This window comes from Paenibacillus selenitireducens (genome assembly GCF_002021565.1).
GTDB lineage: Bacteria > Bacillota > Bacilli > Paenibacillales > Paenibacillaceae > Paenibacillus_K > Paenibacillus_K selenitireducens.
Genome location: NZ_MSZX01000001.1, coordinates 344,077 through 366,949, shown reverse-complemented (window position 1 = coordinate 366,949; position 22,873 = coordinate 344,077). Strand labels below are relative to the sequence as shown.

Annotated in this window: 18 protein-coding genes and 1 pseudogene; 9 read left to right on the top strand and 10 right to left on the bottom strand. The window is 46.4% G+C overall.

What is annotated here, in order from left to right; genetic code table 11:
• The first annotated feature begins 154 nt into the window (after positions 1 to 154).
• On the top strand, positions 155 to 868 hold the full coding sequence (locus BVG16_RS01605; RefSeq protein ID WP_078496788.1) for a succinylglutamate desuccinylase/aspartoacylase family protein: 714 nt from the start codon (positions 155 to 157) through the stop codon (positions 866 to 868).
• 68 nt (positions 869 to 936) lie between these two features.
• Here the strand turns inward: BVG16_RS01605 and BVG16_RS33640 are convergent, their stop codons facing one another.
• Both BVG16_RS33640 and BVG16_RS01600 read right to left on the bottom strand, forming a co-directional pair.
• Positions 937 to 1,068: a hypothetical protein gene (locus BVG16_RS33640; protein ID WP_269845569.1), complete on the bottom strand. Its 132-nt coding sequence runs from the start codon at positions 1,066 to 1,068 to the stop codon at positions 937 to 939.
• 262 nt (positions 1,069 to 1,330) lie between these two features.
• The gene (locus BVG16_RS01600; RefSeq protein WP_078497249.1) at positions 1,331 to 2,734 is read right to left on the bottom strand and encodes a protoporphyrinogen oxidase; all 1,404 of its coding nucleotides are present in this window, start codon (positions 2,732 to 2,734) and stop codon (positions 1,331 to 1,333) included.
• 199 nt (positions 2,735 to 2,933) lie between these two features.
• Between BVG16_RS01600 and BVG16_RS01595 the strand changes: the two genes are divergently transcribed.
• The gene (locus BVG16_RS01595; RefSeq protein WP_078496787.1) at positions 2,934 to 3,443 is read left to right on the top strand and encodes a GNAT family N-acetyltransferase; all 510 of its coding nucleotides are present in this window, start codon (positions 2,934 to 2,936) and stop codon (positions 3,441 to 3,443) included.
• A gap of 145 nt (positions 3,444 to 3,588) precedes the next feature.
• Here BVG16_RS01595 and BVG16_RS01590 read toward each other — a convergent pair.
• Positions 3,589 to 4,718 (bottom strand): annotated as a pseudogene (locus BVG16_RS01590) (slipin family protein).
• Between the two features lie 644 nt (positions 4,719 to 5,362).
• Between BVG16_RS01590 and BVG16_RS01585 the strand changes: the two are divergent.
• Both BVG16_RS01585 and BVG16_RS01580 read left to right on the top strand, forming a co-directional pair.
• Positions 5,363 to 6,685, top strand: coding sequence for a helix-turn-helix transcriptional regulator (locus BVG16_RS01585; RefSeq protein WP_078496786.1), 1,323 nt, complete (start codon positions 5,363 to 5,365; stop codon positions 6,683 to 6,685).
• A complete protein-coding gene (locus BVG16_RS01580; RefSeq protein ID WP_078496785.1) occupies positions 6,660 to 7,487 on the top strand; it encodes a WYL domain-containing protein in 828 nt (275 codons plus the stop codon). Before BVG16_RS01585 ends, BVG16_RS01580 begins: the two co-directional genes overlap by 26 nt.
• A gap of 142 nt (positions 7,488 to 7,629) precedes the next feature.
• Here the strand turns inward: BVG16_RS01580 and BVG16_RS01575 are convergent, their stop codons facing one another.
• The gene (locus BVG16_RS01575; RefSeq protein WP_078496784.1) at positions 7,630 to 7,923 is read right to left on the bottom strand and encodes a hypothetical protein; all 294 of its coding nucleotides are present in this window, start codon (positions 7,921 to 7,923) and stop codon (positions 7,630 to 7,632) included.
• Between the two features lie 272 nt (positions 7,924 to 8,195).
• Here BVG16_RS01575 and BVG16_RS01570 point away from each other — a divergent pair, with 272 nt between their 5' ends.
• The 5 genes from BVG16_RS01570 (at position 8,196) to BVG16_RS01550 (ending at position 14,766) form a co-directional block, all read left to right on the top strand.
• Positions 8,196 to 9,956: a cache domain-containing sensor histidine kinase gene (locus tag BVG16_RS01570; protein ID WP_078496783.1), complete on the top strand. Its 1,761-nt coding sequence runs from the start codon at positions 8,196 to 8,198 to the stop codon at positions 9,954 to 9,956.
• Complete coding sequence (locus BVG16_RS01565) at positions 9,953 to 11,485, top strand: response regulator (RefSeq protein WP_078496782.1); 1,533 nt, start codon at positions 9,953 to 9,955, stop codon at positions 11,483 to 11,485. Before BVG16_RS01570 ends, BVG16_RS01565 begins: the two co-directional genes overlap by 4 nt.
• Positions 11,486 to 11,582: 97 nt before the next feature.
• Entirely contained in the window at positions 11,583 to 12,935 is a 1,353-nt protein-coding gene (locus BVG16_RS01560) for an extracellular solute-binding protein (protein WP_078496781.1), read from the top strand.
• Between the two features lie 23 nt (positions 12,936 to 12,958).
• Positions 12,959 to 13,840 (top strand): carbohydrate ABC transporter permease, encoded by an 882-nt coding sequence (locus BVG16_RS01555; RefSeq protein ID WP_078496780.1) that lies wholly within the window; start codon positions 12,959 to 12,961, stop codon positions 13,838 to 13,840.
• Between the two features lie 50 nt (positions 13,841 to 13,890).
• Entirely contained in the window at positions 13,891 to 14,766 is an 876-nt protein-coding gene (locus BVG16_RS01550; protein ID WP_078496779.1) for a carbohydrate ABC transporter permease, read from the top strand.
• Positions 14,767 to 14,833: 67 nt separating this feature from the next.
• Here BVG16_RS01550 and BVG16_RS01545 read toward each other — a convergent pair whose 3' ends face one another.
• The 6 genes from BVG16_RS01545 to BVG16_RS01520 form a co-directional block, all read right to left on the bottom strand.
• A complete protein-coding gene (locus tag BVG16_RS01545; protein WP_078496778.1) occupies positions 14,834 to 15,925 on the bottom strand; it encodes an LLM class flavin-dependent oxidoreductase in 1,092 nt (363 codons plus the stop codon).
• A gap of 253 nt (positions 15,926 to 16,178) precedes the next feature.
• Entirely contained in the window at positions 16,179 to 16,994 is an 816-nt protein-coding gene (locus tag BVG16_RS01540) for a carbohydrate ABC transporter permease (protein WP_078496777.1), read from the bottom strand.
• A complete protein-coding gene (locus tag BVG16_RS01535) occupies positions 16,991 to 17,905 on the bottom strand; it encodes a carbohydrate ABC transporter permease (RefSeq protein WP_144027259.1) in 915 nt (304 codons plus the stop codon). Before BVG16_RS01535 ends, BVG16_RS01540 begins: the two co-directional genes overlap by 4 nt.
• 52 nt (positions 17,906 to 17,957) lie before the next feature.
• Complete coding sequence (locus BVG16_RS01530) at positions 17,958 to 19,319, bottom strand: ABC transporter substrate-binding protein (protein ID WP_078496775.1); 1,362 nt, start codon at positions 19,317 to 19,319, stop codon at positions 17,958 to 17,960.
• Between the two features lie 103 nt (positions 19,320 to 19,422).
• Positions 19,423 to 20,940: a response regulator transcription factor gene (locus BVG16_RS01525; protein WP_078496774.1), complete on the bottom strand. Its 1,518-nt coding sequence runs from the start codon at positions 20,938 to 20,940 to the stop codon at positions 19,423 to 19,425.
• Positions 20,918 to 22,705, bottom strand: coding sequence for a cache domain-containing sensor histidine kinase (locus tag BVG16_RS01520; RefSeq protein WP_078496773.1), 1,788 nt, complete (start codon positions 22,703 to 22,705; stop codon positions 20,918 to 20,920). The genes BVG16_RS01525 and BVG16_RS01520 overlap by 23 nt, the downstream gene beginning before the upstream one ends.
• Between the last annotated feature and the right edge of the window lie 168 nt (positions 22,706 to 22,873).

The window sequence follows — 22,873 nt, the reverse complement described above, 5'->3', positions numbered from 1 at the left end:
CCCTGTCTTCCATACACCACCCAAAATACGCGCATATACCCCATATATTTAACACACCTCATTGATCTCGTATTCCATCATCACCATGATCTGAGGAAGGGGATACGAACCATTCGTACAGATTTTTAGTATATTAACTTCGAGGTGATGGAACTTGCGAATCGAGAAACTTACATTGGCCAGAAAAACGAAATTCAAGACAGCGTACTATGTGGCTCGCGGCGAACAACACGGTCCCGTCGTGATGATCACGGCAGGGATTCACGGGAATGAAGTCGGAAGCATCGCCGCTGCGACAAGTCTGATTCATCGCTTGCAGCGAGGGCAGCTTCGCTTCGATACTGGTACACTGGTCATTATTCCGATTGTGAATCAAAGCGCATATGGCCTGCGTATTCGAGGCCTACCGGATCTCAATCGTACTTTTCCCAAAGCAAAAGGACAATCAGCAAGACATCCGCTATCCGCTGCTATTATTCGAGTTGCTAATCGCTATCGTCCATCCTGGGTATTAGATCTACACGAAGCTAATGGGTTCTCCAATGTGAGTCGAAAATACCTTGGCCAGTCGTTAATAACTAATCACTGGAGTGCATCGGCAACCCTTTCCCGAAAAATCATCCATAAATTGAATCGCGATATCTCCTCCAAAAAGCGAAAATTCAACTTACGTCTTCGGCATTTACCTGGATCGGCCAGATTTGCGGCTGTCACGTTATTCAAAGCGAAAGCCGTCACCGTCGAAACCTCTTGGGAGCTCCCCCTCTCCTTACGAAAAGCGTACCAGACCAAAATTGTCCGTCATTTCTTAGACCATATCGGCATCAAGCTGCATGAGGTTCATGCACGAAAAGACGCCCTAGTATAGACTAGAGCGTCTTCTTGTTTTTCATTAACCATTTGTCGAGGTGGTTAAACATTTATATGGAGTTTTACTTATTTGATAAAATCCTGTTCATCATTTTCCCATTTCTTCGAGTAAGCTTTATTCGTCACCCAGAATGTTATCCAAGACAAAATAATGATAATAATGCCGCCCACGATCCATACCCCAGCAGGTACGTCCATTTCGTCCCCTCCTTTACCATGTGTGTCCCTAAACCAGACATAAGATGATAATTATGACGACCTCAGGTTTCCACTTGATATGGTACCATCATAGAGGATTCGAACCGGATTGTAACCGTCCATTGATTTATGAAAAAGACCCTCCATTTGGAAAACCTTCGACGTTGAGCATTATCAGATTCTTATTCTTGTAGTTAAAAAAAAGAAGAGTCTCTCGATACTAGCGACTCTTCCCATTTATTTTTAATTCACGTTTTATCGGCTAGACCCGCATGCCCGCTTCGATCTGTTCCACAATAGTTTCAGCTGTTCGTTCCCCGTTCGCGATGCAATCCGGTATACCGACGCCATAATACGAACATCCAGCCAACAGCACACGAGGGTACAGGGCAGCTAACTTCTGTTCCAGCGCTTCAACGATTTGATGGTGTTTGATGTGATAATATGGCATGGAATTCATCCATTTCGTAACCTCATAGGAGACAGGTTGATCCGTGATACCCAAGCTCAACTCGATATCTTTTAATGCTTCGTTCATAACTTCTTCTTCCGTCATCTGGTGTAATGCAGCGAAGGCAGGATTTGAACTTTTATAAAATAATCTGACGAGCAGTTGATGACGCGCGGAGGTATGCTCCCACTTCCGGCTTGTCCACGTACATGCATTACAACGCAAATCACGACTATCAGCTACAATAAAGCCCGTCCCGTCCTGAGGCAATACACTGTCTTGCACGTCAAAACCAAGGTATACACTAATCATCGAACTGTTCTGTAGTTGATTGAACTCATCATCCAGTTCCTTGGCTTGAAGTAACGCATGTGTTACGGCATTCGGCGTAGTCATCACCACAAAATCCGCCAAGATGTCCGACTGATTAGACATCGAGATCCTATATTGTTCTTGATCCTTCACAATCTGCTGGACCTGTACCCCTTTTTGGATGTCCACGTCTGACAATTGATTTTCCATGGCTTCGATCAATACATTCATTCCTTGGGTAAACGAAAGGAACTTTTTATCGCTGGCACCTTTAAATTTCTGCCGATTCGCGGATAACCCTTTAATAATACTTCCGTATTCTTTCTTATACTCCAGTAAATAAGGCAGCGTCGACGCGATCGTTAATTCGTTCAGTTTGCCTGAATATACACCCGATAAGACGGGAGCAATCTGCTTCTCTACCATTTCTCGTCCGAAGCAAGCTTCCAGGAACAATCCGATCGAATCATGTTTGGTAAAGGAATCGTTCGGCGTATACAAGTCTTTCAGCGCCTCAACCTTCCCTTCCGCAGAGATCAGTTCACTCGTTGCAAGCGACTCAATGCTAAGCGGAATACCGAATACAGCGTCCTCGGGGATCTTCTTCAATTGGCCTTCCGTATAGATAAAAGAAGTTCCTGTCGCGTTATACACGACTTGATCTTGTATGTTCAATTCTTCCATCAGAGGGGCGACATTGGGCTTACGCGCAACAATGGAATCCGCACCGACCTCCATATAGAAATCACCATGATGGACCGTGTTAATTTTGCCGCCAAGCATTTCGTTCTCCTCAAGCAGAACAAGCTTGATATCTAATTGATGTGCTTTGGCCTGTTTTTGTAAATAGTACACCGTGGATAAGCCTGTAATTCCTCCACCTACAACGACGACTGTTTTCAACGTAGATCCACCTCGATATTTTATATCTTCTTTACAATACCATTCATCATAACGCAATCCATTATTGAATGCCATTCGTTTGATCTCATTCCGGCATCATTATACAAAAACTTTATATAAGTTGTGAACTCGCTTAACAAGCCTCTGTTATGCTGGACGTATCCATCGATACCATTCCACCCCAGGGAGGCTGTTCACCATGAATATCCAAATTGAACTTGTACAGCGAGAAGATTATTCGGACATGATTACGTTAGCCGATTTAACGCTGCCAGACCGGATGAACAAACATGAATTAAAAAAATACTTCGAATTGTTTCCCAACCTAATCTTCAAAGCAACCCATGAGGGCCGGCTTGTCGGGTTTAGTTGCGCAGGGATCGATATGACACAGCGATCAGGGTGGATGTTATTCAGCAACGTGGCTCCTGACTTTCAAGGACAAGGCATTGGCAAACGACTGATTGAAGCCAGATTGTCTGCTCTTCGCTCGTTCCCCCATCTACAAAATATTTGGGTTACCGTCAATGACACGAATAGCGCATCAATCAAGGCTCTTCAAGCCTTTGGCTTTCAATGGAGCCATGACGAGACGGATTATTACGGACCGGGTAAGCATCGCAGTATCTATCGGCTGCCTGTGTTAAATCTACAAGAAGAAGCCGATATAACGAGAATCAAGCCGCAGTCCATGACCGAATCCATGTAACGTTCAAAACATCAAGAACCCCCGTTGCACCTGAGGTGAATTGGGGGTTCTATTATCTATTTATCTAGCTCCTGTGACCTCGTAATTCAACCATGCGAGCGGATATATCCTGAAGACGATCTTTGGATTCGATTCATAAGTCGATTCATCGCGCATCTCCTTTGCCAGTCGTTTTATCTCCTACTAAGGAATTCAGCTTCTCCAGCAAATTCCCTCCCCCGGTCAAGGATATGGTGCCGATTTTCTCGCAAATTTTCTCCAAGAATTCAAGCTCCTTCAATCGGTACAGCGTCTGGTTCTCATCCATCAGCTTCGCGGTATTCAACAGGCTGCGGGTCGAAGCCGTCTCTTCCCGACGTGTGATGAGGTTGGCTTGTGCCCTTTTCTCAGCAAGCAGCACGGTATTCAGAATATCCTTGATTTCCCCTGGCAGAATGATATCCTTCACCCCTGCGGATAGAAATTGTACGCCTTCCTCGATAAGCTTCTCATTTAAACGAGTCAATACGAACATCCCGATTTCCTGCTTCATGCGAAGCAAGTCATCCAGCTTCATCGTCCCGACATATTCTCGCAGAAGAAGCTGCAACTGCACATACATCTGCTCCTCGAAGGACTTGATTTCCAGCGCCTTTAAAGGATTAAGAATGCGATACTGACAGACGAAATTTAACCGTAACGTGACTTTGTCTTCTGTCATCATTTCTTGACCTGTCATATCCAGCTGCTGTTGACGCAGGTCGACGGTTTTTACGGCAACCGAAACGGGACTCTTCCAGAAGTAGTACTTGCCTGGCTTAAGTTCACGCAACATCTCATTGTTGTAGAAGAGCACGCCCGACTCGTGGCTCATCACTTCAAAAGATTGAATATAAGCAGCGATTTTCGGCAAGATCGCTCTCTCTACGTCTAGCGATAATTCAGGATGCCGAAGGTCGATGCGTATCGTCGTGTGCTGTTGGAATACGTTCCAAAATGCATATCGGCCTGATTTGAGCAGACCGGCGAACTTGCCGTCCACGTAATGAAGCACGTATTCATAATCCTGCACTTCGATTATCTCCAGTTCTTGTAACAGCAGGTCATTTTGCATGAAGATATGCAACTCCTTACCTTCCACCACAAATGGTTTCATCACATTCATAACTATAACCGTATCATCTGAAAAAGGTGAAAACCGATAGGTTCCTGGCGTTAACAATTTGGCAAAGCTTCCGTGCGGAATAGCAGACCGCGCTCATCGGTATGTATCGTCGTTTTTTTGAATGTAAACATGATTGTTGCCTCCTTCAGCAGCCTCATCACTGCTGTTCCATGGTTGACCTTGCTTGAGAGATCCTCCTGCGGCATCCGCGGAATCTCGCTTAAGAAAAGAGAAATTCTCTTCGCTAACCGTTCATCCAGATGAATTACCCAAAGATTCAACGGCAATCCATTTCGAATTCACCGGATGATTCAGCGCCAATAGAGACTTGCCCTAGTCGGTATCTGCGGATTACTGAGCTTCAGCGCAGTGTGCTGCCTTAGCCACTGAGCATCTCTCTGCTTCAGTCGAATAATTTGTAATTCTCGATTGAAAGTCGAGTACACTACCAGTTCATCGGCCCTATCGATGTGGGGAATCGAACCCCTGTTGGTGGATACATGCCGGGAAAGAGCTGTACAGCATACATGCATATAGGATATGCGCGCACTGCCGAACCTTTGAAGTCCAAGCCCAGGTACAGTCACCCATCCATGAATCGATCTATGATAACGTCCAATGACGTGCATCATCGTGCTGTTCTTGCCCTATCATCGCTCATTTCATCCATCACGAACATGGCGAAAGTATTACGACGCTAAAAAAGTTTCCATTTTATCCCCTTCTACGGCCTGATACAATGAAAGAAGTGCGATCGAACAAGGAGGACGCGAGCATGGCCAAAGAAAGCTTCGATAAAGAAATCCAATTATTACGCTTGTTCATGCTTACGAGCGGCGCATACAATCGTCAGCAGCTTGCCGATCGGTTAGGATTATCTGTACATTCGATTGATAAGACCCTTCGCCGTCTCAAAGATATTGTAGGAACGATTCATCCAGAACGTTCGATAACCGAGAAGGAATTCACGGAGACACTCCGATATCGATATTACGATACGACAAGCCCCATCCTCTTGTTTCTTTTCCGAGCGAAATCACTCAAAGAATCAGAGAGTCAGCGCATCTCCACACTGGTCGCGGCCATGAACGAACGTGCCTATACCGCGATGGAGCTCTTAGAGATCTGCGGTAACACGCTCCCTTCTGATGCTGCGCTTCCGGATGAGAAGACGATTCGGGCAGACGTGAAGTATTTGGAGCAGGTCGGTGTCATTCGCAAAGAATCAGGACCTCGTCCCTATCGGTACCGAATCGATAACGATCTTGTGCAACAACTAACATCGGATGAACTCATCGATTTATATGATTTCGTCGATATCATGGCGAATACACAGATCCCCTCCGTACAAGGGTACTTGCTCCGCGAAGGATTACTGAAATTCATCCAACGTCATGAAGCGATCCCGGCGTTTACGGAGCCTTTTCTCTATAAATACCACTATCCTTCCCGTATTCTGGACGAAGCGCATCTGTTCACATTGCTGCAAGCTATCCATGCCCGTCGGAAGGTGAGATTTACGTATTTTTCGCCGAAAAGTCCCCAAACCTATACGTCACAGAACACGAATCCGCTCTATGAACGGGATCTTGAAGGAAAGCAGGAGCAGACACTCCCGCTTGCGATCATTTATGATCATCAGTATGGGAGATATTATCTGATCGGGTACAGCTCTAGGTATGGAATCCGAAAGTTTCGTATGGAAGGAATCACACAATTAGTGGAAGATGAACCCGTTGAAGAAGCGCTATTTCAAGCGAAGAGAAGCGAACTGGAGCACAAAATACAACATAGCTGGCTCGTCGATACAGGGCATCCCGTCAACATAAGGATTCGATTCTTCACGCCCGAACCCCCGATACCGAATTTCATTCATGAGCGAGTACTTCTGCAAGGACAATGGGGTATGGTTTCGAACACGACGAATGAATCCTTCATCTTCGAGATCACCGTGAATGGCACGTTGGAAATCAAACCTTGGATTCGAAGCTTCGGTTCTAGCTGCGAAGTGCTCGAACCGCGTTCTCTGCGGGAAGAAATGATGGCAGAATGGAAGGAGATTCGAGATTACTATGCAGCTGTTCGAGAAAATATTTAACTACCAACTTTTATCACGAATAGAGGAACAAGGCGCCTTCATGATCACATCGCAAGAGCGGACATGGCTCAAAACCATGCTGCAGCATCCTTCCGCGCATGAAGCTTTCTCGCCTGTGACTTTAGACAAACTTCAGACGCTGCTTCGCCAAGACGCAACATTCGACGTCTCCACGGCACTGTTGGAAAAAGCGGGAAGCAAGGATAAGCATGTTTATCATCCGCATCTCCGAACCCTGCGGCGGCTAATCCTTCGGCAAACTGGGGTTCAATTAACTTACAAGATCAAGGATGGTCGGATCTATCATGAGGAAGCAGGGTATGCCTATAAGCTGGAATATTCGATGGTAAAGCGAGAATGGTACCTCTTGTGGTACAACCTACGACGACGGACCTTGATGCATACACGGCTTCAGCAGATCGTGGATGTCGCTGAATCGTCGATAACTCCGACGCAAATAGAGCATATTCAATCGGAGATCGAAAGCCGTCACGCCGCCAATCAACGTCAGGCAACGATTCTCGTGCTTCGAAGATATAACCGCGAGCTTTCTCGTATCTTATACGCCTTTTCCTGTTTCGAAAAAGACATCAACTATGATGAAGCTCAGGATAGCTATACGATCCAGCTAACTTTCCTACAGGATGAAAGCGAATATATACTATCGAAGCTTCGGTTTCTTGGGATGCGCGTCAAGGTGATCGAGAGCGAGCACTTTAAGCAGCGGATGTACGAATCTGCGACGCGGGCCTTAGCCCGATATGATGAAACGACAACCTCCGAAGCCAATCCAACAAGCTGATCCTTTTCTTTTGATAACGGTCAGCTTATTCTCTTTCCCCCTATACTCCCCCTAGGACGTCTTCTAAGAACATGAGCTGCAGCCGCGCGATAATAACCATCGTCATAGGCAAGCAACAATCAGCACCCAGTCTCTTGATTTTTTATTTCTGCTTATAAGGAACGGGATTTTTAGATTTTAGTTCCGGATGCTTTTTAAGTAATTTTTCGGCCTTTGCAAGTTCAGACTCGGGAATCAAACCTTTATTGTAATCGATAATAATTTTACTCATTTCTGTATATTCTTCTTTTGAGATAAGCTGTGATTCGTCTAGTTTAGTTTCAGTTCCTTTAGCCATATTTGTATTTAATTTAACAGGGGATTGAATGAAATATATAGTCCCACATAAAACCATCACCATCGCTAAAGTTGATATAATCATCGTTTTCTTCTTCATATCATACCTCCTAAATTTTAACTTACATTCATTAATTTAGACGAGTATACCATAATAATTGTTGCTTATTACGTCCATTAATTTGCCCCTGAAAGACTTTTTTTCCTCCTCGCATGACTTATTTATGCATTAGTTAACATTCTACGGCAGAGATCTTTGAATCTCGCGATCACTTCCGCACTAGCCAAATATCTCCCTCCCCAACCCACATAAGGTACTGTATAATTCTAGCAACGTACATACTTCACCCTCAAAAGGAGTGTCCCATCACGATGCAACGTTGGTTAGGCAAGTCTTTGAAACGTAAACTGTCGGTGATTCTGCTCGGTTCGATTCTCGTACCGCTGTTATCGCTCGGATATGTGCTCTACACGATCGCAGCCCTCGAAGCGGAAGAGAAAGCCAAACAATCCAGCATGAGCATTCTTCGTCAGATTGACACGAATCTGGAGTTTATTATTCAAGATGTCGAGAATATGTCCATCTTCCTGATCGGACAAGAAGATATTCAGCAGTATCTGGCCAAGCCGAATCAGAACGGCTCGCTGCAGATTAAGATCATGGGCTTCTTATCCAATCTCGTATTTTCCAAAAAGTATATTTCAGATATCTCCATCTATCCGAACAATCGCAATCATTCCTTATCCAACACCACGATCTTTCAGAACGGCTTGTCCTTAACACCGACCCATCCCGTGAACACGCAACCCGGTACCAAATGGTGGACCTCGTTGTATGAGAACGTAACAACCACAGGAGAAGAAAAAGTGATCTCACTCCTTCGTCCGATTGGCAGCATGACGACCTATCGGTCCAAAGGAGTCCTATCCATTAGCATCCATGAATCCGCCATTGCGGACTTTATTTTAAAGCCCGGTATTGATGGGGACGGCTATGTCCTGCTCCTGGATCAAGAAGGCAAGATCATCTCCGGGGGCCAACGCGATTACCTTACACAGCCCGTTACGAAGCTATTTCCTAACCTGAGCGCCATGGATGATCCGCGTGGCTTCATGAATTACGGATCGGGTGCAGCCAAAAAAACGATCGTCTACTATAAGGTTCCGAACGTGAATTGGACGCTTATGGCCGTCATCCCTTTCGAGCAATATCAAGCCCAGAACCGGTATGTACTATCCATAACAGCTCTAGCTGTCGGACTTGCCATGCTGATTATCGCGGCATTTGTGCTCTTTTTCGTCCAACGCGTGACCAAGCCGCTGCAATCGTTAGCTCATTCGTTGAAAGACTTTCAGCCGGATGATGATGTCGTCGCGATTCGCGTGACCTCGTCCGATGAGGTCGGTCTGCTCATTCATAGCTATAACAAGCTAGGCGAGCGGATTCAACGGTTAATGAATCAAGTCCAGCGCAATGAAGCGCTGAAGAAAGAAGCTGATATGCAAGCGCTCCAAGCGCAAATCAATCCGCATTTTCTATACAATACGCTGGCTTCCATCCATTGGATGGCGCTCATGAACCGAGATTCGAAGATCGCTGAAATGGTAGGCTCCTTAAGCGACTTTCTGCGATTTAGCCTGAACCGGGGCCATGAATATTGCCACGTCAAGCAAGAGATGGAACATGCACGGCATTATGCCAGCATTCAGAACATTCGCTATCCAAATCAATTTGAAATTGAATTTATCATCGATGCAGCGATCGAGTCCAAATGGATGTTGAAGCTTCTTCTTCAACCGCTTATTGAAAACGCCATCATTCATGGCATCATGCAACAGCAGGATAACGGATATATCTCCGTTCGTGCACAGCCGTTGAATGAGGGGTGGATGCATTTCTCCGTCGAAGATTCTGGAAAAGGACTTACGACCGAGCAATTGCAGTTGATTCGCCAGCAGCTGGAGGCCCCAATGGACCAACATGCAGGACCCCAAGGAAGTTACGGTCTTCGGAATGTACATCAACGCCTGCAGCTTCATTACGGACAAGATACAGGATTAACCATCGAGAGTATTGCTGGTCATGGGACACAAGTCTCATTCAGCATTCCTTACAAGGAGGATTTAATTTGAAGTTACTTATTGTTGACGATGAAGTCATTATCCGTACGGGAATCAGTCAAGTTATCGACTGGCACGGCTTAGGCATTCAAGTTCTGCCCCCTGCGGCATCCGCAGAGGAAGCGCTGGAACGATTGCCGATAGAACAACCGCAGTTGGTCCTTACGGACATTCGAATGGCGGGCATGAACGGACTGGAGTTGGCAGCTCATCTTCGCACGCATTACCCCGATATTGAAGTGGTCATCTTGTCGGGATACGACGAATTCTCCTATGCACAACAAGCCTTGCGTGAAGGCGTAAGCGATTATCTGCTCAAAACCAGCCGACCGGAAGAGATTATCAAGACGATGGTCAAAGCCCAGCAGCGGATTCAAGATCGATGGGCGGAAGAGAAACGGGAATCACGCCACCATCAGGCTTACCGGACGCAGCTGCTCGAGCAGTTGATCACAGAAGGCGTCGTCAGCGAAGACATGCGGTTGTCCGCACAAGAGCATTTCGATCTCGTCCCGCCTCCGTTCGCCTATCAAGTCATGCTGATTACCGCCTCGGGTTGGGACGAGTCTGCGCTTCTCTTATTTGCCATTGAAAATATGATGTGCGAATCATTCAGCTGCGAGACGATTCTGCGTCCCGATTCGCTCCTTATTCTTTTACGCTTCGATCATCGCCCTATGGATCCATCCAGCGACATTGCCCGTATCATCACGAGGATCGAAGCCTTATTAAAATGCTCCATCTTTGCGGCCTTAGGCGCCTATGTATCTTCGTATACCGGATGGAAAGATTCTTACCGCGAAGCTGAACATACGCTGGCATATCGATATATCTCTGGGGGGCAAGAAACACTCTCCTATGAACATATTCAACATCGCAAGGGAGGAAGGTCCGTATGCTCTCGTGAAGAAGAGGCGGCCCTATCCTCCATTCTGGTGAAAGGGAACCGTGCGGAACTGCATGTATGGATCCGTGATCGTATTGCCGAGCAAATCCAAGATGACCAAGCGACACCTGCTTCCTTGCTCGCGTATCTCCAATCCGTGCTTATCTCGGGGTATCGATGGTTAGAACGTGTAAATCCGGTAGCGTGCAAGGAGGACAACCCTTTAGACGGCAACCCGCAGGAAACCATCCAACTCAATGATCATCCTGAAGAAGCCTTATACCGAACATGCTGCTCCATCATGGATACATACCGGGAATCTAGCGTGGAACATCGAGGGAATTCCTACATTGGACGCGCGATGGTCTATATTCGGGAGCATCTGCACACGAGTATCACGTTGCAGCAAGTGGCGAGACAGGTGCATTTGAATCCGAATCATTTCAGTGAAGTGTTCAAACGGGAGACAGGATTGAACTACATTGAATTTATTACACGTGAGCGCATGAACCGCGCGATGGAAATTCTAGCGGAGTCGGAGACAAAGATCAGTCAAGTTGCCAAGGCCGTCGGCTATGAAGACATGAAGTATTTTAGTCAGTTATTCAAGAAACATACGGGGAGAACGCCTTCGGAATATCGCGAAAGAAACTGAATTCTATCTACCCTGCTCCTGAATGATGTCCCCTGTTGAGCACGCAGAGCAGATTCTATACTGAAGTAGATCACATATATCAGGAGGGGTTGCAATCATGAAAAAGAGATTCGTTCATGCTCTATTGCTATTGATGATGTTTAGCGTGGCGTTGGCGGGATGCGGCAGCAGCAGTACGCCTGCGAAGGAAGAATCCTCACCTGCAACGACAGAAACGAAGAACGAGGAACAACCTAAAGAGAAAGTCAAGCTATCGCTCTGGCATAACTTTACGGGTGAAGACCTTCGCGCCAAAGCCATGCGGGGCATTATCGATCAGTTCCAGAAAGATCACGCCAATGTACAGCTCGATATTCAAGCGATTCCGCCTGACGGCTATCGTCAGCGCCTGAAAACCGTCGCAGCTGCGAATGAATTGCCTGACGTGTTCATTATGCATCCGGGAACGATCGCCAAGGAATTCTCATCCGCCGGGCTCGTTCAACCCTTGAATGATCTGCTTGATAGCAATCCCGCGTGGAAGGATGGGTACTTGCCGAACTCCTTCGATGATTTCACCTTTGACGGCAAGACTTACAGCGCACCGATGGGTTTATCGCCGACATCCATTCTTTACTATAACAAAACCATCCTGACCGAAAATGGGCTAACCGTTCCGAAAACATGGGACGAACTCTTAAATGCCGTGAAGGTGCTAAAAGAAAAAAATATCATTCCGATCGCACTTGGGAACAAAGCACCTTGGTTAGCGCAATCCAGTATTCTTAGCTCGTTAGCAGACCGAGTCACCGGTACCGAATGGTTCGACAAGGCCGTCGCCCAGGATGGAGCGAAATTTACGGACCCTGAATTTGTTCAAGCCTTAACCTACTTGCAGCAATTAGGTACGACAGGCGCATTCCAGGAAGGCTTCAATGCGATCGACACCACGCAAATGGAACAATTGTATGCGCAAGGCAAAGCAGCCATGATCATCGAAGGCGGATGGGCCGTTACGAATCTCGTAGCTACGGCACCAAAGGATGTATTAGCAGCAACAGGAGTAGCGGTATTGCCTTCCATCCCAAATGGCAAAGGGGATCCGAACTCGGTATCGGGAGCGACCGGCGTAGGACCGGCGCTTAGCAGTAAAGTTGAAGGTGCAAAGAAAGACATCGCCAATCAGCTTATCCTTGCTTTAGCAGGACCTGAAGCTCAAAAAACAACCCTAGAGGCTAACCAGCTCGTGAGCTTTAAAGTAGATTTAGATAAAAGCAAAGTTGAACCGTTATTCGCAGATCTCTATAGCCTTGTGAACAGCGTGAAGCGTACGCCTGTATATGATTCGAAGCTGACATCCGCAGCTACGGAAACCGTGAACAACGGATTGCAAGAGCTTCTCTTAGGTGCGAAGCCAGAGGAAATTGCGAAGAAAATTCAAGATGCGCAAGAACAAGGCCTAAAAGAATAGTCTAACGAAAAGGAACGGTGGATATGACAACAGCAGCTCGCGCAAGAGCATTCATCCTCATAGGCTTGCTCCCTGCGTTACTCCTCTATCTCATCTTCGTTGTCGTCCCGGTCATATGGTCATCTTATTACGGGTTCTTCAGCTGGAAAGGTATTGGGGAACCCAAGTATATTGGCTTGGGCAATTATGTGGAAGTCCTACGAGATCCGATCTTCTGGAACTCATTTAAGAACAATTTGTATATCGTAGCTTATTCGATCTTCGGTCAAGTGCCGATTGCATTAGTTCTTGCCATCCTGCTTACGCGCAACTCCTGGATTCAGAAATTTCTGCGTGCCTCCATCTTCATGCCGATGGTGTTATCCTCGGTTGTCATCGGACTTATCTGGGGGTATATCTATCATCCGCAGATTGGTATTCTGAACTTCCTGCTCGATTCCGTCGGGTTATCTTCATGGAAGGCGGGTTGGCTGTCAGATCCGAAGGTTGCCATGTTCTCCATCGGTCCTCCGATCATTTGGAGCAACATTGGTCCTTATCTCATCTTGTTTATTGCGGCTCTGCAGAATATCCCCGGCGAGGTGAATGATGCAGCGAAAATGGATGGAGCAGAAGGCTTTCGGAAGCTTATGCGAATTACGCTCCCGATCATCTGGGGGACGATAAAAGTCGCTGTCATCTTATGTATCTCCGGCAGCTTGAAAGCATTTGATTTGATCTTTATTATGACTCGCGGCGGTCCCGCGAATTCAACAGAGCTTCTCGCCACCTACATGTACAACAATACATTTAATATTTTCCGATATGGCTACGGGAGTGCGGTATCCACATCCATTGTCATCCTCAGCCTGCTCCTGATTCTAGGAAGCCAATTGCTCATGAATCGGAACAAAAATGCACTCTGAGCGGACAGGAACAGACGGCTTGGACGTCGCTCTATGAAGGAGGGAACCTAATGCGTCAACTAGCTATGTCACCGGCTTCCTCCGCTCAGCGAGGCAGCTTTGGGTGGCGGAAATGGATCAGCGGCATCATCACAACAGGTCTTACCCTGTATGCATTGCTGACACTCTATCCGCTGCTGTGGTTATTTATTAGTGCTTTTAAGACCAATGAGCAATTTTTCTCGAATCCGTTCAGCTTGCCCAGCTCATGGCAATTCACGAATTTCTCGCGGGCATGGACGGTGGCGAACATGGATGTTGCTTTTCTCAATTCCTTGATCGTCACATCGATTTCACTTGTACTTACTTTATTCATTAGTGCCCTGGCAGCGTTCGTTCTATCCCGGTTTACGTTCAGGTATAAGCCGCTTATCATGGGGCTCTTCCTGATCGGTATGCTCATCCCGGTGCACAGTACGCTCGTACCGCTATTCATTATGATGAAAGAAATGTCGATCCTGGATACCTATGCCGCTCTTATCTTGCCTTATGTGGCATTCGAATTACCGATCGGGATCTTCATCCTCAGCGCGTATATGACTTCATTTCCCAAAGAACTTGAAGACGCTGCACATATCGACGGCTCAGGATATTGGACGATGTTCCTTCGCATCATCATGCCGTTATCTTTACCTGCTTTATCGACAATTGCCGTGCTTGCGTTCCTGCGGTTCTGGAATGACTTCGCCTTCCCGCTCGTCTTCATCAGTAAACCATCTTTAAAGACGTTGCCGCTTAGCCTTTCGGTATTTGCCGATGGCTACGGGACAGACTATAGTCTAACGCTCGCTGCCTTAGCCATGTCGGTTATCCCGACCATCATCATTTATCTCGTCTTCCAAGAGCAAATTATGAAAGGCATGTTAGCCGGATCTGTCAAAGGTTAACGAAATAAACAACCCGCTCACCCCTGTTGGGGTGGCGGGTTGTTAGGCTGTTTATCATGATCGTATGTTATGATTTCACAATCGCTTGATCCGTGCGTTTACTTAATTCACGGCGCACCATCGGCGCTACTTCTGTCGCTAACAATTCAATCGCCTTGGCAATCTTAGACAGAGGAACGCCGCCAATGTCTAATTGCAGCATATACCGTGAATGGCCGAACATCGCATGCTGCGCCAGAATTTTCTCTGCAATTTGCTCCGGACTGCCAACGGCTAGTCCTGTCTTCGGCCCCGTCATGATCTTGAATTGATCCTTCGATAATTTATTGGACTCGGCCTTATTCCCGTTAAATTCAGAGGCATAGTTCGCATAGTACGGATAGAATTCCTCTAACGCTTGCTGTGAAGTTGGAGCAATGTAACCATGGCTCGTAATTCCGACGCTTAAGTCCTTCGCTTGGTACCCAGCTTCCATGCCTGCTTGCTTATAGGCATTGACCAACGGCTGGAATCGGGCAGGGTCTCCGCCAAGAATCGCAATAGCCATGTTTGTGCCCAGCGATCCTGCTAATGCAGCACTCGCTGTCGTCCCTCCTACGCCAACCCATAATGGAAGCTTGGATTGCATCGGGCGAGGAGCAATTTCCGCATTGTTCAACGCCGAACGGAAGTCCCCGTTCCAAGTTACCCGTTCATTCGCATTCAATTCTTGCAACAACTTCATATTCTCTAAAAATAAAGCATGATAGTGCTCTAATTCATACCCAAAGAGCGGAAATGATTCCAAGAAAGCACCGCGCCCCGATATAATTTCAGCCCGTCCATCCGAGAGCAAATCTAAAGTAGCAAAATCCTCAAACACACGGACAGGATCCGCTGTACTCAAGACCGTTGTCGCACTTGTTAATCGAATTCGCTTCGTTGCCTGAGCGATTGCAGCCAGTACAACGGGTGGAGAAGATACGGCAAAATCCAATCGATGATGTTCTCCCACGCCGAACACATCGATGCCGGCCTCATCGGCTATTTTCGCCGCCTCGACAATCTCTTTCAGGCGTTGATGCGGACTAATCATCTTCCCCGTGTGTAAATCTGCTGGCAAATCCCCTAAAGTATACAATCCAAACTCAAATGTGTTACGGTTCGTTCGTCTGTCCATCCTAAGATGCTCCCTTCATCCAAGCCTCAAACTCCACACTATAAAGTATGCTCACAATACGGAGCATTTCCTGTATGCTTGGTCACAAAAATACTGCCACATCTTGCTTATTTTTCAGTTACTTTATGTAAGTTAGTATATATTAGTAAATTGTTTTTGTCAAGTTTCTAACCTTTCCAAAGTAACAAACAGAACCGCCCATCTCCCTCAACAAGAAGAGATGGAACGGTCCTTCATTCGTGCACGATGATACTTACCCTTTGACAGCACCTGCGGATAACCCTTGAATAAAGTACCGTTGTAAGAATAAATACACCAGCGTAATCGGGATCGCAGCCATGAAGGAACCTGCCGCCACCCAACCAATATTGTTATTGTACTGGCTAAAAAATCCGGACAACGCAACGGTAATCGTTCGGATTTCAGGCTTCTGCAGGAAGAATACGGAGAACTGGTAATCGTTCCATATATTCACACATGTCAGAATGATCACCGTAGCGGTAGCTGGCTTCAATAACGGCAGCAGTATTTTATAGAACAGCACAAAACGTCCCGCTCCATCCATCATGGCAGCCTCATCAAGCTCCTGCGGAATCGAGCTAATGAACCCCGTATATAGAAAAATAGTCATCGGCAAACTAAACGTGACATGCAGCAAAATGATTCCCCAATACTGATTCATCCCTCCAATTTCAACCATAAATTTATACAAAGGGACTAAGATCGTTAAAGGCGGTACGATGAGGGCGGAGACGAAGATGGAATATACCGTTCTATTCAACGCGGTCTTGCGCCGTGAAAGCGGATAGGAAGCAATCGAACCGAGCAAGACAATCAATATCCCTGCACATACCGTGATCAAGACATTATTCATTAGCGCGCGGCCGAGTTGAGCCTCTTTCCATGCATTCACGAAGTTATCCAGATAGAAATAACCGGGTGCCATCCACTTGGAGGAGAAGTCGTCAATTGCCTTAAATGAAGAAGTAAATAAAATATAAAAGGGGATAATATGAATCAGGCAGAAGACGACGGCTGCCCCTTCCTTCCACCCCAACCGGTTCTTCATGAAGGTTCAACCTCCCTTCTGCGAAGATAGAACAGCACGGCCAGACTGATCACGGAAATAATGACAAACATCAAGTTCCCGACCGCAGCCGCATACCCTGCATCTTGTCTGCCAAAATACAGCTGATACATTAACGTAGAAAGCGAAGCCGATGCATACCCAGGGCCGCTATTGGTCATCGCTGTAATGACGTCGAACAGTTTCAACCCGCCAATCACATTAAGCACAATACTGATGGTGACGGCAGGCGCAAGCAATGGCCATGTAATATGTTGAAACCGGCTGAATGCGTGGGCGCCATCGATTTTGGCTGCTTCATAGTAATCTTTTGGAATTACCTGCAAGCCGGCGAGAAAGATAACCATCGCAATCCCCAAATATTGATACGTATTGACGAACGTAATAATCCAGACATTGACGCCTGGACTCCCCAATAGATTCACAGGATCCTTCGCGAATAACAGTACGATATCATTAATGGCACCTCCATTATATTGAAAGAAGAAGTACCAGATATATCCCATAATCAGAGGACTTATGATGGCCGGCATATAGATAATGGTTCTCGTGAGCCCTTTCATTTTTATATGCTGGTTGAGGAATAAGGCATATGCTAGGCCAATGATATTCTGCAATAACGCACTCCCGAGTCCATAAATGAACGTGTTTTTAATCACGTTCGATATATCGGGATCCGTGAATAATCGCCGATAATTATCAAGTCCAAGCCATTTCGATTCCTGTGAGTATCCATCCCAGTTGGTGAATGAAACTTGAATTCCTTTATAGAAAGGATAGAAAATAAACACAACAAACAACAATAGTGCGGGAACATACAGCACATTGATCCAAGCTGATGAACTTAAACTGCGGGATGAACGCGGCTGGAATGTCTTTTTCACATGGGACAAGTACCTCTCCTCCAATCTGGAAAAAGGGGAGACCAATAGCCTCCCCGCTGCATTACTTGTTCAGCAATCGCTCGACTTCTTGCTTCATCTTGGCTGAGAATTGCTGTGGCGTAACTTGGTTGGCAAGCAGTGCCGTACCTGTCTTACACATAACATCCCACATGCCGTTCGGCAAATAGACGCGGTCAAAGTATGGGAATACTCGGATCGAAGCATATTTGTCATAGTACTCCGTAAATTCGTGGTTCGCCGTGACCCCTTTTAATCCAGGAGGAAGCTTCGTGACATTCGCGAACTTCGTCATATTCTCCGGCTTCGCAAAGTATTCAATAACCTTCTTCGCTTCAGGCAGATTCTTGCTATCTTTCCAAGCACCCATCGTCAGTCGTTCGCCGCCCGAGAAGTTAGGCGTATCCCCTGCAACCATGGATGGGACGGGCATAAACCCAATTTTCAAATCCGGTTTGATCTTGTGTACTTCATCGGCGAACGAAGGACCCAGCAAGGAGAACGCAATCTTCCCTTGAGCGAACAGTGAAGACAAATCACTGTATTTGGCCGTGAGCACGTCTTTATTCATATAACCTTTCTTATAGATCTCGAGGAACTTCTGCGGCAATACGTCCCACTTGCTCCAATCCATCTTGTTATCAAGGAGGTTCTGCGCTTCATTCTGCTGTGGACTAATTAATAAGGATGTCGCAAAATAATCAAAAAACTGTCCGATCATCCAGTCATCTATCCCGGAGAAGTAGAACGGTGTAATCTCGCCGTTGCTTTCTTTTTTCAATTTATCCGCTGCGGCCATCAACTCATCAAATGTACTTGGCGGCTCAATGTTGTATTTGGCAAGCAAGTCTGCATTGTACGTCAGTCCATCCTTCGCCTCACTAAGGACGAGGGCATGAACCTTCCCTTCTTTATCTGTGACGACATTTTTGATGGTATCTGTCAGTTGCCCCGTCCAAGATTCGTCTCTTAAGTCGGCCAAATATTTGCCGTATCGGATGACTGCCCAACCGTGGGTATCCCATATATCTGGCAGATCATTCGCTGCCATCTTAACCTTCAAGATGTTCTCATACTCTGATCCTGGAAATTGAAGATCGACTTGAATATTCGGATTCGCCAACATAAATTGTTCCGCAATTTCCTTGTAAACATCCTGCACGGGCTTATCGTTCGTTGTGCTATAGACCGTAACTTTTTTCAGTTCCCCTCCGGTATTCGCGTCATTTGTCGCAGGTTTCGTGGTGTCCGTAGTCTCCTTCGTATCGGTTTTTGTGTCTGTAGGTTTAGATTCGCTAGCTTTCGGCGTTGTCGTATTACTTGAGCTTTCACGCTGCGAACAACCTGCCATAACGAACATGATGGTGAGCATTGCAATCAACAGCATTGTTGCTGATTTTCTCATGCTTCGATCCCCCTCTTCATTTCACCTCGCTCTAACAGGTGATATCTTCATGCTAACACGAATGATTGCGCTTACATATGTACTGAATTTTAGGTGGAAGCGCTCATTTTTCACGTGAAGGATCCTGATCAGGTTGGCAGATTCTTTTCTTGAATTCAGAAGGATAGACGCCGACCATATCTACAAATAATTTGGTAAAATGCCGAGCGCTATAATAGCCGACATGTTCTGCGACCTGCTGAATTTGCATATTCGTGTGGCACAATAGCTCTTTGGCTTGGAGAATGCGCAGCCGTGTCAGATACTTGATAAAGGTTGTTCCTGTTTTTTTATGAAATAACGTACTTAGATAACTTGTCGTGACATTCATTTCACTAGCCATTTGGCTTAAACCGATATTACTCTTGTAATGCAGGTCAATATATGACAACACTTGATTAATCAGATCTTGTGACACCGGTTCACGACCAGATCGAAGCAGCGATTCTCCTTGATCCTTCCATTGCCGAATCCACCCTTCTCCAACAGGACCCTGCAAGGTGAATCCGAATACGATACGAACAAAATCTTCTATCTCCCTTCGGAGACGATCCGAAAATGGTGTCGTGTTCATCGCGGTCACATGCGCTTCCAGCTCGGCCAATGTATTCTGATAGCTCAGATACAGCTTATTCTTATAATCCTGTGCGAGCCGTAGGATCATCTTGCTTAAGCGGAGTTCCTTTTCCTCTTGTGCTCGTAAGTTCATATCCCGAAATGGCCAGGCACGATTCACGCCAAATACCACACGCGTACAAGCTATGGTCTGGATCTGCTGAAAATGCTGTACATACGCTTTATAATTCAGGCACACCTCAGACCTCACGCACGTCATCGCCAAGTTATCCTGTCGAAAGAACGCTGCAACCTCTTCCGTATGCTTCAAAAAGGATGAGACCGATTTTACCGCTTCTCGTCGTGTTGGATCATAGACACCAACTGCGATACATTCTGCCCCTGTCCATGTATATACCGATAAATTCACACCGTGGCCTAAATAAGATGGGAACAATTTGCGTACTCTGCTGGTAAATTCCCCATGCATGTTCTCCAACTCATCATTCCGTGCGACCCCGTCAAAATAGTAGATCGCCGCGAGAAATGCACCTTGCCGCAAGGGGCTATAGATGGACTCTGTCTCAAGCGCAGTCAACCCATGGGTTAAAGAAAACAGCTCGTTCTCGAATTGGCGATTGAGCAGCAGGGCATATTCTTCATGATGAAGGGCTATCGTATTAATCGCCTTCTCAAGTTCTTCCGGATGAATCGGCTTCAGTAAATATTCGGTCACCCCTAGCTTTACTGCCTGTTGTGCATACTGGAAATCGGAGAACCCCGATACGATGATCCACCGCGTATGCGGCGAGAGCTCTCTACATACCCGAATAGCTTCCAGACCATCCATCTCGGGCATCCGAATGTCAACAACAGCAACCTCTGGCTTCCATTGTGCAATGGCATCCACCAATTCACGGCCATGCGATGCTTCCCCTACGATCTCCCAGGATGCTTCCATCTCATAGATCATACTGACAAGGCTTGTCCGTACCCAAGGTTCATCATCCGCGATCACAATATTCACTTGAACTCACGTCCTTTATCGGAATTCTGATCTCAATTTCAGATCCTACGCCTATTGCGCTATGCATGTGAAGCTGTGCTTCTTTGGAGAAAAGCGCGAGTCGCTCACGCACATTATGTAATCCTACCCCTTGAAGTGCATCGTCGGACTTAAACCCAACGCCATTATCTAGAATTCGGATTAAGATCCTATCGGCTTCTAAGGACTCGCTTCTCACACGTCGTGCCATGATTTCTACTTTCCCGGCTCCGGACTGAGGCTCAATCCCATGAATGATCGCATTCTCAACTAAAGGTTGAAGAAGCAGCTTAGGCAGTCGGATTTCCCCCATATCGGAATCATAACCGATGTCTACCGTTAAGCGATCCTGAAAACGCAAGCGCTGAAGCTCGCAATATTGCTCTAAAAAATTCATTTCCTCCCGCAAGGTTGTCATATCGCCATGTTCCAAGGTGTACCGCAGCATGCTGCTGAGTGATAGAATACATTTTTCCAACAGACGATGTTGTCCCGAACGGTTTAATCCTACGAATCCATTCAGCGTATTGTATAAAAAATGAGGTTGAATTTGCGATTGCAGCGCCCGATACTCCGCATTTCTCTGGCCTAACACCGCGCGGAACTCACGGTCTATCAGCTCTTGGAGCTGAGATATCATCGTATTGAGCGTCATCCCGAGCTGTGCAATTTCATCCTTGCCATGGATTGTTAATCTTTGATCCAAGTCCCCGCGCTGCACCTTCTTCATCACATGAACCATTTTTCGGAAGGGTTTCACGATCCAATTCGTTAATGAAATATTCAGAAACATGGTAACAAGGATCCCGCCTGCGGCAAATAACGCGCCCATCCGGTAGATCCATTTCAATTGCGATTGAAATTCTTGGTCCGAGAAAAGAACAACCATGCTCCAGCCTGATTTGGGCATGGTCTTCATCACGGCACGATAAGAATCGCCATCCCCGGACACGGTTGTTTTGCCGGCAAAAAATTGACTTATAAGTTCAGGCTTTAACGGGTGGTTGGTATAGAGCAGCTTATGATCCTCATCGAACATCGCTACGATCGTCGTCGTATTAAATGAATTCTCCCGAATAATATTCGCCAGGACAACATTCGCTACATCCGTCATAATCACACCCAGCGGCCGTCCGGAATCAGGATCTTTCAAGAGTCTCGCAACCGAGAAGACCTGTTTCGAAGCATCCATATCCAAGTAGTTCTGTGGGTGACTGCTAATATAAGCTACGCTGCCATCCTTTTCGAAGGCTTTGGCATACCAGTCTTGCTGACTATAAGGGAAATCCGGGACGAGCGGAGACCTGTCCATCGCATTGATTTGATAGACTGAACCATCCATCGGCAAGATGATCGTACCTAATATGTTCTGTCTTGTATTCCGAAGCTGCATCGGCAGCATATAACGAATGGCTCTCTCTGCCATATACTTGGAATAATCGCTTGCTTCTGGATAATGGGGACTCGCCTTCAACTTCAGTCCAATCATGACATCATCGTTCAGATAAGGGGTTATCGTTAACCGCTCGAGATCATCGAGATACATCTCGATATTCGAAGTCAAAGATGCAAGAGAACCTTTCGACAACAACATCGTCTGCCGCGTGAACAAGCCATCATAGTAGTGCGGCAGGATATATACAATACTCACAATGGGCACCGCCACCGTCAGCATATACAGAATGATTAATTTCGAACGCATCGTAAGAACCATAAAAGTGACGCCCTCTCTGTACCATATACGCATTGCCTATTACCTACCATATTCGTATGCTGCTGTTTCATTCGTCCAAGTCTACCCACGATATTGAAAAAAGCCCATGACGGTTGCTTACGGCAGCATGACACGGACTTATGTTCATAGCGGAAACGATATGAATATGAAGAGGACCGATTCCCTCACTACTACAAAAAT